The sequence below is a fragment of the Paenibacillus chartarius genome (assembly GCF_042432825.1).
Taxonomy (GTDB): domain Bacteria; phylum Bacillota; class Bacilli; order Paenibacillales; family NBRC-103111; genus Gordoniibacillus; species Gordoniibacillus chartarius.
Map to the genome: position 1 here is coordinate 97,618 of NZ_JBHLWN010000068.1, position 11,857 is coordinate 109,474.

Sequence of the window (11,857 nt, forward strand, 5' to 3'; positions counted from 1 at the left end):
GCAGTCGCTGCAATATTTCCATTGTATCAATTCCGCCCGTTTCGAACAATCAGGACAAGGGTATAGTTTCCTGTCCGATTAGCCACACTTTGGATGGTGTCGATCGCTGCGATAGACGATAGTTGTAGCTGTGATTATAAAGTTTTATGTCCCATTCGGTTCACAGCGCCAAGTAAATCCTTTATGATGTTAGAAGGGATCATGTACAAAATTGGGAATCCTGTAACTTTCGATATAAGGAGAGATCGCAATGACCGCAACGAAAGGCTTGGAAGGCATCGTAGCCGCCCAATCCTCCATCAGTTCGATCATCGACGGCGTACTGACGTACCGTGGCTACGATATCGACGACCTGGCGGAGAACGCAACGTTCGAAGAAGTAATTTACTTGCTGTGGCACGGGAAGCTTCCGACACAGAGCGAGCTCGACCAGCTGATTGCCGATCTGAACGCCAATGCGAATGTTCCGGCTGCCGTGCTGGATCAAATCAAGACATATCCGAAGAACGCCAATTCGATGGCTGCGCTTCGTTCGGCCGTATCGAGCCTTGCTTTGTATGACGAAGAAGCGAACGACATGAGCGCCGAGTCGAATCTGCGCAAAGCGATCAAGCTTCAAGCGCAAATTCCGACGCTGGTCGCCGCTTTCCAACGCATTCGTAACGGTCAAGAACCGATTGCACCGAAAGGCTACTCGTCTATTGCCGCCAACTTCTTGTACCAGATGACCGGCAAGGAGCCGGACAAGGTAGCGATTGAAGCGCTTGACAAAGCTCTTGTGCTGCATGCCGACCACGAGCTGAACGCTTCCACGTTCGCTGCGCGCGTTACGGTTGCGACTTTGACCGACATCTATTCCGGTATTACATCGGCAATCGGCACGCTGAAGGGACCGCTGCACGGCGGCGCTAACGAAGCGGTCATGGCGATGCTGGAAGAAATCGGCACATACGAGAACATCGAGCCTTACATCAGCGGCAAGCTGGAGAAGAAAGAAAAAATCATGGGCTTCGGTCATCGCGTCTATAAGAACGGCGACCCGCGCGCGAAGCATCTGCAGAAGATGTCGCACGAGCTCGGCAAAATTACGGGGAATATGGACTGGTACAACATGTCGATCAAGATTGAAGACATGGTTACCGGCCAGAAGGGCCTGAAGCCGAACGTCGACTTCTATTCCGCTTCCGTGTATACGGCGCTGGAAATTCCGCGCGATCTGTTTACGCCGATTTTCGCGATTTCCCGCTGCTCCGGCTGGACGGCTCACATTCTCGAGCAGTTCGCCGACAATCGTCTGATTCGTCCTCGCGCCGAATATGTCGGCCCGACGAACCAGAAGTACGTTCCGATCGACGCTCGATAATTTCGATCAACCTGAAGTACCGATAGCGGGCGGTTCAGAGGCGAGCGGTTCCCGCCTTTGAGCACCCGTTTGTTGTGTGTATGCTCTTCATAGCGCCTGCACCGATACATAAACTCAAGGAGGATTTTTCCAATGCCAAATTTCGAACAATACGCATTACCGACTGAAGGCCAGAAGATCACGATCGAGAACGGCAAGCTGAACGTTCCGAATAACCCGATTATTCCGTTCATCGAAGGCGACGGCACAGGCCCTGACATCTGGGCTGCATCGAAGCGCGTACTGGATGCCGCTGTCGAGAAAGCATACAAAGGCGAGAAGAAAATCGCATGGTACGAAGTGTTCGCCGGCGAGAAGGCGTTCAACACATACAACAACTGGCTGCCTAACGATACGCTGGAAGCGATTCGCGAGTACATCGTAGCGATCAAGGGACCTCTGACGACTCCGGTAGGCGGCGGTATCCGCTCCCTGAACGTAGCTCTGCGTCAAGAGCTTGACCTGTACGTGTGCCTGCGTCCTGTTCGTTATTTCGACGGCGTACCTTCCCCGGTGAAGCGTCCTGAGCTTGTCGACATGGTCATTTTCCGCGAGAACACAGAGGACATCTACGCCGGCATCGAGTGGGCGTCGGGCTCCGAAGAAGTGAAGAAGGTTATCGCGTTCCTGCAGAACGAAATGGGCGTTAAGAAGATCCGCTTCCCGGAAACTTCCGGTATCGGCGTAAAGCCGGTTTCGTCCGAAGGCTCCGAGCGTCTCATCCGCGCCGCTATCGAGTATGCGATCGAGCATAACCGCAAGTCCGTGACGATCGTTCACAAGGGCAACATCATGAAGTTCACCGAAGGCGCGTTCAAGAACTGGGGCTATGAGCTGGCTGAGCGCGAGTTCGGCGACAAGGTGTTCACTTGGGCGCAGTTTGACCGCATTAAGGCGGAGCAAGGCGCAGAAGCGGCGAACAAAGCACAGAAGGATGCGGAAGCAGCAGGCAAAATCATCGTGAAGGACGCAATCGCGGACATCGCCCTGCAGCAAGTACTGACTCGTCCGACGGACTTCGACGTCATCGCGACACTGAACCTGAACGGCGACTACTTGTCCGACGCACTCGCGGCGCAAGTCGGCGGTATCGGTATCGCTCCGGGCGCGAACATCAACTACGTGACCGGCCACGCGATCTTCGAAGCTACGCACGGTACGGCTCCAAAGTACGCAGGTCTTGACGTCGTTAACCCGGGCTCCGTGATTTTGTCCGGCGTCATGATGCTCGAGCATCTCGGCTGGCAAGAAGCGGCTAACCTGATCTACGCGGGCATGGAGAAGTCGATCGCTGCGAAGACGGTTACTTATGACTTCGCCCGTCTGATGGAAGGCGCGAAAGAAATTAAGTGCTCCGAGTTTGCAAACGAAATTATTAAGCATATGGCGTAAGTTGCCGAGCTCTTCGGCAGCATGATGTTCACATAGGGGAAGGAGGCGGCTCCTTTAGACTGTTGTTCCACGGAAGGAATGGGAACCATTAGTTTAAAAGTCGCTTCCTTCCCCTATACTATTTGGTAGGAAATTCATTCACTAACTCTAATGGAGGTTGGAATGGTCATGGCAATTCGCCGCAATAAGATTTCCGTTATCGGTGCCGGCTTTACCGGCTCGACAACTGCTTTGATGCTCGGACAGAAAGAACTGGGCGACGTCGTATTGCTGGACATTCCGCAGCTGGAGAATCCGACCAAAGGTAAGGCGCTCGACATGCTGGAGGCAAGTCCGGTCCAAGGCTTCGATTCGAATATTATCGGTACGGCAAATTACGAAGACATTGCAGGTTCCGACGTTGTCATCATTACGGCCGGCATCGCACGCAAGCCGGGCATGAGCCGCGACGACCTCGTGAATACGAACGCAGGCATCGTCAAATCGGTATGCGAGAACGTGAAAACATACGCTCCGGAGTCGATTGTCATCATTCTGTCCAACCCGGTTGACGCGATGACTTACGTTGCTTACAACACGCTCGGCTTCCCGAAAAACCGTGTCATCGGCCAATCCGGCGTACTCGATACGGCACGCTACCAAACCTTTATTTCGCAAGAGCTGAACGTTTCGGTGGAGGACGTTCGCGGCGTCGTTCTCGGCGGCCACGGTGACGACATGGTACCGCTCGTTCGTTACACCTATGCCGGCGGCATCCCGATTGAGAAACTGATTTCCGCTGAACGTATCGAGGCGATTGTCAAGCGCACACGCACAGGCGGCGGCGAAATCGTCAATCTGCTCGGAAGCGGGTCGGCTTATTACGCTCCTGCCGCATCGCTCGTGCAAATGACGGAAGCGATCCTGAAGGACAAAAAGCGTATATTGCCGACGATCGCGCTGCTGGAGGGCGAGTACGGCTACGACAACCTGTTTATGGGCGTTCAGACGATTCTCGGCGGCAGCGGCATCGAGAAAATTATCGAGCTTGACCTGACGCCGGAAGAGAAGGCGGCGCTGGACAAATCCGCCGAGTCGGTACGTAACGTGATGAAGGTCGTTACATTGTAAGCGGAACGATCAAGCTTACCTGCGAATAACCGGCATCATGCCTCTCTGTTAGAGGGACGATGCCGGTTTTTGCCGTTCGGGGCAGCCTCGCCGGCTCAGGCCCTTTGCCCTACCATCCTATTTCTAGTATACTTATTAGGAATCTATGCCATTAAGGGGGCTGTCATCGTACGATGCAACAAGTGTTTGTTTTTTTACATGTGGTAGGCGGGGTCCTGATGGGCTTCTATTTCTTGCTGCCGTTCCTGATCGCTGCTTCGAGCAAGCTTTCCGGTGCTTCTTTGGCAGGCTATATGTCGGTAATGCGAACGATGAATCGCGTCGGTCAGTTCGGTTTGATCTTCGAGCTTCTGACCGGCGGATACTTGATTCCGAAATACACGTACAACATTTGGTGGCTGATCGCCTCGCTGGTGCTGCTCGTAGCGATGGGTGCCGTCACCGGCATCATGGGCGTTCGCATGAAGAAGCTGATCGATGCAGCAACTTCCGGCGGCAGCGTCGACGCGAACCGTAACAGCGCAGCAGTACTGAGCTGGATTTCGGCGGTCTTCCTGCTGGCCATCATTTTCTTGATGTATTCGATGGCACGCGGGATCGCGCTGTAAGCCGATTATCGTTCATATCAGCAGAATAGTAAAGCCGACTCGATCATGCGCCGTAGCAGCGCGGGAGAGTCGGCTTTTGTTGTTCTTTTATTCGTCTTCGCCGGTTAGCAGCGACATTTCATCGAGCGTCTTCTCGAACGAAGGTCCCAGATGCTCGAGAAAGTAGCCGATTTCCGGCATGCCGAGCTTGTCCAGGCTGGCCTGTACCTGCTGGCGGGCTACCGTAAATTCGCGGTTGCCGGCGGCGAGCTCCGTTACGCACTTCAAGTAGGCGTCCAGCAGGTCAGCGGCCTTAACCCATCTATACAGCTCCGGATCCGGCTCCACGAGCAGCTGGCGGTAAACGGCACGCAGCGGCTGTGGAGCAGCCTGAACGAGCCGTTCGGACGCTTCGCGCTCCATCAGGTGAAACTGGCTGCGCAGCTTCTCGTTGTTATGCTTGACCGGCTGAGGGATATCGCCGACGAACACCTCGCTTACATCGTGAAACAAAGCGAGCGATACGACGCGCTCTGTCGGCACGCTGCGGCCGAATACTTCGTTAGCGATCGTACACAATTGATGAGCCAGCGCCGCCACAAAGAAGGAATGCTCCGCGACGGATTCTTTGCGGGTGTTCCACATCAAACTCCAACGGTCAATATATCGCAGCCTATACAAATATGCTGAAAATGGACTGTCCATCGTTATCCCCCTGCATGTGCTTTCGACTTCAATTGTTCCGGCACCCGAACGATCCGCCGGGTGATGGTTTTGTGCAGCCCTTCAGGCGAAATGTTCGGCGAACCGGCATTGATCCGCGGAATCCGCAGCGGATCGACGCCGGGAACGGCCATTTCCGGCGTAATCGTGAATGCGTAGCGCACGCCGGCGTCGCCGACGATAGCGCTGGCTTGCCGGTTCGTGATGCCAAACGGGTAAGCCAGCGTATCGGAGCCTCCCGCCTCCAGCTCGCCGAGCTTCTGCAAACATTGCTTCGTATCCAGCAGCACCCGTTCGCGGTAGGTGTCCTCCGTCTCCGGGGAGCCGTCCCCCCGGGTGATCCGCCCCGTCATGATCGCATCCCCGTTGTCGAGCTTGCCGTGCATCGAATCCGTATGACAGCCGAATGAGACGAGCTCCGGCGACTCCTTCCGCATCGCCCGCAATTCATCGCGCGATAGAGAAGGGATGTACGTTTCCTTCGGATGCTCCAGGGTGCCGGTGATGATATAGTTAACCGCCGGTACGCGAAGCTCGCGCAGAATCGGATACGCCTTCGTATAGAAGCTCTCGTACCCGTCGTCGAAAGTGACGAGCGCGGCATTGGGCGGCACTTCGCCGCTGCCGTCCATGAAGGCGCTGAACTGCTCCAAGGTAATGAAATGATAGTTCAATCGTTTCAGCGTCTCAAGCTGCGACCGGAACAGCTGCGGAGTAATCGTACTGGAGCTTTCCGCCGTCTCATCGACGTGGTGGTACATCAGCACCGCGACCTGATCCCGGTACATGACATCGCTTCGGGACGCTTGCAGAGCCGGCCCGATCAAGCCGATCCCTAATGCGGCCAGCAGCAGCGACAATCCGATCCAAGGTTTCATAGTGCCTCCCCCGTTGTCCTCTTCTGTCGGTAAATGTGCTATAATAAAGTAGCTATTCCGATATGGGAGAGGAGATTTCATTCATGCAACATTTTCAGCAAAGCGTCTATAACCTGATCGTCGAAACATCGACAAATTTGCCGGCCGACGTTCGCAAGGCGATTCAAGCCGCACAAGAGCTTGAAGACAAAGGAACGCGCTCCGCACTGTCGCTTTCGACTATCGGCGAGAATATTAATATGGCTGAGTGCAACGTATCTCCGATCTGCCAAGATACAGGCATGCCTACGTTCATTATACACTGCCCGGTCGGGGCGAACCAAATCGTCATGAAGAAGCAGATTCAGGACGCCGTCGCGCAGGCGACGAAGGACAGCAAGCTCCGTCCGAATTCCGTCGATTCGCTTACCGGTGAGAACCAGGGCAACGTGGGTCCGGGTACGCCGGTCATCCACTTTGAGCAGTGGGAACGGGACGACATCGAAGTGAAGCTGATTCTGAAGGGCGGCGGCTGTGAAAATAAAAACATCCAGTACTCCCTGCCGGCAGAGCTGGAAGGACTGGGCAAAGCCGGCCGCGACCTCGACGGTATCCGAAAGTGCATCATGCACGCCGTGTACCAAGCGCAAGGACAGGGCTGTTCCGCAGGCTTCATCGGCGTCGGCATCGGCGGCGACCGGACAAGCGGCTACGAGCTGGCCAAGCATCAGCTGTTCCGCCCCGTAGACGACGTCAACCCGAATGAAGAGCTGCGCAAGCTTGAAGACTATATCATGGAAAATGCGAACAAGCTCGGGATCGGCACAATGGGCTTCGGCGGCCAAGTATCGCTGCTCGGCTGCAAAATCGGCGTCGCCAACCGGCTGCCGGCATCGTTCTTCGTATCGGTGGCGTACAATTGCTGGGCGTTCCGCCGTCAAGGCGTTATAATCGATGCATCGACTGGCGAAATTAAGGATTGGGTATACAAGAGCGGCAAAGGCATTGCGATGAAAGGACTGGCCGTAGAAGAGGCGGTCGACAAGCTGGAGGAAGCGAACGAGCAGCGCCGCGAAATCGTGCTGCAGACGCCGATCTCCGAAGAGCAGATCCGCAGCCTCAAGGTCGGCGACGTCGTCATTATCAACGGCATGATGCACACAGGCCGCGATGCGCTCCACAAGTATCTGATGGATCATGACAGTCCGGTGGACCTGGAAGGTGCGGCCCTGTACCACTGCGGACCTGTTATGTACAAGGATGAGAACGGCGAGTACCACGTTAAGGCTGCCGGCCCGACAACATCGATTCGCGAGGAGCCTTATCAAGCCGACATTATTAAGAAATTCGGCATTCGCGCCGTGATCGGCAAGGGCGGTATGGGCGCCAAGACGCTGAAAGGCTTGCAGGAGCACGGAGCCGTATATCTCAATGCAATCGGCGGTGCAGCGCAATACTATGCGCAGTGCTTCAAGAAGGTGGAAGGTGTCCACTTCATGGAGTTCGGCATTCCGGAAGCGATGTGGCATTTGCAAACGGAAGGCTTCGCGGCGATCGTCACGATGGATTCGCACGGAAATTCCTTGCACGCCGATGTCGAGAGCGACTCCAGAGCCAAACTGGAGCAATTCAAAGAGCCGGTATTCAAGTAAGCAATAACATTCAGGGGAGACTTCCGCTTGCAGCGACGCGCGGAACAGTCTCCCTTTCCTGCACAACGGGGAGGACGCATGAGCGAACAACATTTTCGTGAAAAAAAGCTGCTCGAACGCACAGCGATCCGAATTTTCCTGCAGCGGCACAACGAACGTTACGAACCCGCCATGCGGCTGTTGTATCAGCAGGAGCGCCCGGATGCCGTGCTGGAAAATACGAAGACCCGCGGCAAAATCGGGCTGGAAATCACCCATTTGTTCTACGACGAATATGAAGCGAAGATGGTGCTGGGCCGGCAAGCGACGATGCAGTGCGAAATCGGCGGACTGGACAAGCTGATCGGAGAGCTGAACGAACGTATTCGTGTGAAGGAGGGGAAATTTGCCGCTTATTCCCACGACTATCCGTTGTCTTTACTCATTCGGAACGCTTCCCCGGCGTTTCGTTTGACCGATATTTTGGAGCGTAAGGAGCTTATTTGCAAATCCGCAGGGCTATTCGAGCATATTTGGTTTTTGTCCCGTGACGGGGGAGATGAATGGCTGCTCGCCGAGTTACATTAATAAATTCTTAACATAAAAAGACTGGACGAGCCGAAGCGTTGAAGGTTACGCTTGAGTGTGGCATTCTATTCCTGACAAAGGTGGAACGAAGCTTGAACCAATTTCGCGCGAAGCTCACATTCATCATGATGGTGATCATCGGCTTGTCGATGTTGACGGCAGGACTGTTCATCGCCAAGGTATTGGAGGATTCCCATGTCGATCTGCTGCGCAGCAATTTGATGCGCGAGCTGAAGGTCATCTCCGTATCCGGCGATTGGGGCAAAAGTACGGCGAGTACCGACGAGAGCATTAGTCATTATACGGAACAAGCGACCGAGCTGAAAAATTTGGCGTATACCCGAATTACGTATATCGGATCGGACGGACAGGTATTGGGTGACTCCGACCAGGATCCTCGTCTCATGGACAATCACTTCGATCGCGAGGAAATCGCCGGTGCACGGGCGAACGGATTCGGCAGCTCGATTCGGTATAGCGACACGCTAAAGCAGAATATGCTATATGTGGCGATGAGGCTGGATCAGCCGGGACAACAGAACGGATATTTGCGGCTTGCTATGAGTCTCAAGGATGTGGAAGCGACGGTTGAGAAGGTGTGGTATTTTCTCATCGTCGGACTTGCCGTCTTGTTCGTTCTGGCCGGAGCGGTGTCTTACCGGATTGCCCGCGGCCTGACAAGGCCTATAGAGAAAATTACCCGCGTCGCCAAGCAAATTACGAACATGAACTACAAAGCGCGCGTCAATATGAGCAGGAACGACGAGGTCGGTCAGCTGGGACGGGCGATCAATGCGATGGCGGACAGCCTCCAGCTGCAGATGCACCGCATTACGGAGAACGAAAACCGGCTGAAGAGCGTCCTGGAAAATATGACGAGCGGCGTCATGATGATCGATAAAGACGAGCGGATCGTGCTGCTGAACCCGGCTGCCGAAGATTTGCTCGGATTTACGGCGCAGGAGCTGCTCGGCAAGAAGTATGACGAGGCGAAGCAGCAATACGAATTCGCCAAGCTCATTCAAGAATGCGTGGATACGGGGGAGCATGTCCGCGACGAAATGATGTTTTATTATCCGTCGGAGCGCATCCTGGATATTAACCTCAGCCCTATAGCCCATGAAGGCGACGAATGGGCCGGCGTATTGATCGTACTGCACGATATTACGGCGGTTCGACGCCTGGAGCGGATGCGAAGCGAGTTCGTCGCCAACGTCTCGCATGAGCTCAAGACACCGATCGCCGCGGTGAAAGGCTTTACGGAGACACTGCTGGCCGGGGCGCTGAACGACATGGATACGGCGAAGCAGTTTTTGCAAATTATTTTCGATGAATCGGAGCGGCTCAACCGGTTGATCGGGGATATTCTGGAGCTGTCGAAGATTGAATCCAAGCGGATTCCGCTGCAGTTCTCGCCGGTCGATATGCCGGTGTTTGTCGATAATCTAATCAGTATGATGAGGCCGGAAGCGAACAAGAAGCATATTGAGCTGCTGAGTCAGGTTCCGGACGATATGTATATGGAAGCCGACGAGGATCGATTGCGGCAAATTTTTATTAATTTGCTGTCGAACGGCATCAACTATACGCCCGAGGGCGGAAAGGTTAAGGTTCGGATCGATCCGTTGTACGGTGAAGGCGGTAAGTACTCGACTGCCGGAGAGCTAGGCGAACCGGCTGAATACGAACGAGTCCGGATTACGATTCAAGACACGGGCATCGGCATTCCCAAGAAAGATTTGCCGCGCATTTTCGAACGGTTCTACCGTGTGGACAAGGCTCGGTCGCGCAGCTCCGGAGGCACCGGGTTAGGGCTATCGATCGTGAAGCATCTGGTAGAGCTGCATCATGGAACGATTCGGGTGGATAGCGAGCCGGGTTTCGGTACGACATTTACGATCGAGCTTCCGGTGATTCATTAATTTTCAAGAAATGATGGTTTTTTCATGAAGATGATGATACGCTAACAATGAATACTCTTAGTTGGGGGATCCCTGTATGGGAAACAAAATTTTAGTCATCGAGGACGAGCCTACCCTGGCCCGGTTGCTCTCCTATAACTTGACCCAGGAAGGCTATGAGACGAAAGTCGTCGATCACGGAGCCGACGGCTTGCAGGCGGCGCTGCAGCAGCCCTTTGACCTCATTATATTAGATATTATGCTGCCTGGGCTCAGCGGCTTCGAGATTTTGGCCAAGCTTCGGCAGAAGGGAAATCAGACGCCGGTTATTATTTTGACGGCAAGGAATGCGGAGGAAGAAGTCGTACAAGGGCTTAAGCATGGCGCCGACGATTATATGACGAAGCCTTTCGGCGTCGCCGAGCTGCTTGCCCGCGTGTCGGCCGTACTGCGACGCACGAAGCCGGATGAAGGCGTCGTGGACAGGCAGCAGTCAAGCGATAAAGTGATCGAAATCGGCGAGCTGCACATTTACCCGGAGAAGTACGAGGTGCTGCTCGGCGGCGAACCGATTCCACTGCGTCCGAAGGAGTTCGAGGTGCTGCTATATTTGGTTCAAAGGCCTGGCGTCGTCGTAACTCGCGACGATTTGATGAATATCGTCTGGGGCTTCGATTATATCGGAGGCCAGCGAACGGTGGACGTTCACGTTTCGTCGCTGCGCAAGAAGCTGGAGATGAATCAGCAGTCGGTGCAGATCGATTCGATTCGGGGCGTAGGGTACAAGCTGGTTACACAGCAGTTGAAGAAGTAAGTCGGATGGGTCCTTTGGGGCCCATTTTTTGTTTTTATCGGGGATATGGGTCGGGGCCTGTCGGGCTGAGCGGCGGATTGCAGCTAGGGGGCTGCGGCTTCGTTGAAATCGGGTTCCCGGTCGTGCCGGGGATATACTGCTTTCCTCGCGCGGCTCCGGGACGAGGCCGAATCGATCATGCTGCCTATTGGAGAAATTTCGTTGCTTGGCAATCATTGCAAATCGAAATCTTAAGGAAATATTATGATTTTGTTTCAAAAATCTTCAGTTTTGTCCTCTATACTGTTTATGTTATGTGAGAAGGCGGAATTACGGAGGTATGAGGTCGACTGCTACAATATCTGTTATTATTTGCTGAAAAATGATTCGGCCGCTGCGAAAGCGGCCTGTCAAACACTTCTTGATCTTTACGTTGACGAAAGCTTCTGGCGGGCGGCTGAGAGGAGCAGCAGCGGCAGCGGGTTTGCGCCGTGCCGCCATCCAAAAAGCAGCACAACACTGGACAGACTGAAACAGGGATTGCGTGACGAAATTATCAACAGAACGTCAGAGAATAGGCGGGAAGAAATGGAACAGGCAAGTGTTATGAATAAACGAGAGAAAATTGAAACCATCTTTGTATGGGCAGTTTTTATTTGTTACACACTTTTTTTATTTAAATTATTGTTCTTATCAAGAGTTTCACTATTGGATTTGTTGAATAGTCAAAGGACTTTAGTTAGGTCAGTCAATCTCATTCCTTTTTATAGTATAAAAGAGTATATATTTAGCAGCTCTGTTACTATAAAAAATTTTGAATATCAAGTTAGCTCCGCTAAGGTCATGATGTGAGCTTCTGGTAGGTGATGGTGT

General features: G+C 53.8%; 11 protein-coding genes. 9 read left to right on the forward strand and 2 right to left on the reverse strand.

All coding sequences use genetic code 11. The features are described from left to right. Nucleotides 1-250: 250 nt before the first annotated feature. The 4 genes from citZ to ACFFK0_RS16990 all read left to right on the forward strand — a co-directional run bounded on the left by citZ (nucleotide 251) and on the right by ACFFK0_RS16990 (nucleotide 4,512). Nucleotides 251-1,363 carry a citrate synthase gene (gene citZ, locus ACFFK0_RS16975; RefSeq protein WP_377471461.1) on the forward strand — a complete coding sequence of 371 codons (1,113 nt, stop codon included), beginning with the start codon at nucleotides 251-253 and terminating at the stop codon, nucleotides 1,361-1,363. Between the two features lie 132 nt (nucleotides 1,364-1,495). Beyond that, nucleotides 1,496-2,794: an NADP-dependent isocitrate dehydrogenase gene (gene icd / locus ACFFK0_RS16980; RefSeq protein ID WP_377471462.1), complete on the forward strand. Its 1,299-nt coding sequence runs from the start codon at nucleotides 1,496-1,498 to the stop codon at nucleotides 2,792-2,794. A 168-nt stretch (nucleotides 2,795-2,962) separates the two neighbouring features. After that, the gene (gene mdh / locus ACFFK0_RS16985) at nucleotides 2,963-3,904 is read left to right on the forward strand and encodes a malate dehydrogenase (RefSeq protein ID WP_377471480.1); all 942 of its coding nucleotides are present in this window, start codon (nucleotides 2,963-2,965) and stop codon (nucleotides 3,902-3,904) included. A gap of 173 nt (nucleotides 3,905-4,077) precedes the next feature. After that, nucleotides 4,078-4,512 (forward strand): hypothetical protein, encoded by a 435-nt coding sequence (locus ACFFK0_RS16990; protein ID WP_377471463.1) that lies wholly within the window; start codon nucleotides 4,078-4,080, stop codon nucleotides 4,510-4,512. 87 nt (nucleotides 4,513-4,599) lie between these two features. Here ACFFK0_RS16990 and yfbR read toward each other — a convergent pair whose 3' ends face one another. Next, a complete protein-coding gene (gene yfbR, locus ACFFK0_RS16995; protein WP_377471464.1) occupies nucleotides 4,600-5,196 on the reverse strand; it encodes a 5'-deoxynucleotidase in 597 nt (198 codons plus the stop codon). A 2-nt stretch (nucleotides 5,197-5,198) separates the two neighbouring features. Then, on the reverse strand, nucleotides 5,199-6,092 hold the full coding sequence (locus ACFFK0_RS17000) for a polysaccharide deacetylase family protein (RefSeq protein ID WP_377471465.1): 894 nt from the start codon (nucleotides 6,090-6,092) through the stop codon (nucleotides 5,199-5,201). Between the two features lie 83 nt (nucleotides 6,093-6,175). Here ACFFK0_RS17000 and ACFFK0_RS17005 point away from each other — a divergent pair, with 83 nt between their 5' ends. The 5 genes from ACFFK0_RS17005 to ACFFK0_RS17025 all read left to right on the forward strand — a co-directional run bounded on the left by ACFFK0_RS17005 (nucleotide 6,176) and on the right by ACFFK0_RS17025 (nucleotide 11,836). Continuing rightward, on the forward strand, nucleotides 6,176-7,723 hold the full coding sequence (locus tag ACFFK0_RS17005; protein WP_377471466.1) for a fumarate hydratase: 1,548 nt from the start codon (nucleotides 6,176-6,178) through the stop codon (nucleotides 7,721-7,723). Nucleotides 7,724-7,801: 78 nt separating this feature from the next. After that, a complete protein-coding gene (locus ACFFK0_RS17010; protein WP_377471467.1) occupies nucleotides 7,802-8,290 on the forward strand; it encodes a hypothetical protein in 489 nt (162 codons plus the stop codon). 92 nt (nucleotides 8,291-8,382) lie between these two features. After that, entirely contained in the window at nucleotides 8,383-10,212 is a 1,830-nt protein-coding gene (pnpS, locus tag ACFFK0_RS17015; RefSeq protein ID WP_377471468.1) for a two-component system histidine kinase PnpS, read from the forward strand. Between the two features lie 76 nt (nucleotides 10,213-10,288). Then, nucleotides 10,289-11,005, forward strand: a complete 717-nt coding sequence (locus ACFFK0_RS17020; RefSeq protein ID WP_377471470.1) for a response regulator transcription factor — start codon at nucleotides 10,289-10,291, stop codon at nucleotides 11,003-11,005. Nucleotides 11,006-11,248: 243 nt separating this feature from the next. Beyond that, a complete protein-coding gene (locus tag ACFFK0_RS17025) occupies nucleotides 11,249-11,836 on the forward strand; it encodes a hypothetical protein (RefSeq protein ID WP_377471471.1) in 588 nt (195 codons plus the stop codon). Nucleotides 11,837-11,857: the final 21 nt, after the last annotated feature.

Bases quoted from the DNA above. Each gene is read 5' to 3' on its own strand.
- ACFFK0_RS17000 (WP_377471465.1), bottom strand. From the start codon at position 6,092: ATGAAACCTTGGATCGGATTGTCGCTGCTGCTGGCCGCATTAGGGATC.
- ACFFK0_RS17020 (WP_377471470.1), top strand. From the start codon at position 10,289: ATGGGAAACAAAATTTTAGTCATCGAGGACGAGCCTACCCTGGCCCGG.
- ACFFK0_RS17005 (WP_377471466.1), top strand. From the start codon at position 6,176: ATGCAACATTTTCAGCAAAGCGTCTATAACCTGATCGTCGAAACATCG.
- icd (WP_377471462.1), top strand. From the start codon at position 1,496: ATGCCAAATTTCGAACAATACGCATTACCGACTGAAGGCCAGAAGATC.
- citZ (WP_377471461.1), top strand. From the start codon at position 251: ATGACCGCAACGAAAGGCTTGGAAGGCATCGTAGCCGCCCAATCCTCC.
- ACFFK0_RS17025 (WP_377471471.1), top strand. From the start codon at position 11,249: ATGATTTTGTTTCAAAAATCTTCAGTTTTGTCCTCTATACTGTTTATG.
- yfbR (WP_377471464.1), bottom strand. From the start codon at position 5,196: ATGGACAGTCCATTTTCAGCATATTTGTATAGGCTGCGATATATTGAC.
- ACFFK0_RS17010 (WP_377471467.1), top strand. From the start codon at position 7,802: ATGAGCGAACAACATTTTCGTGAAAAAAAGCTGCTCGAACGCACAGCG.
- mdh (WP_377471480.1), top strand. From the start codon at position 2,963: ATGGCAATTCGCCGCAATAAGATTTCCGTTATCGGTGCCGGCTTTACC.
- ACFFK0_RS16990 (WP_377471463.1), top strand. From the start codon at position 4,078: ATGCAACAAGTGTTTGTTTTTTTACATGTGGTAGGCGGGGTCCTGATG.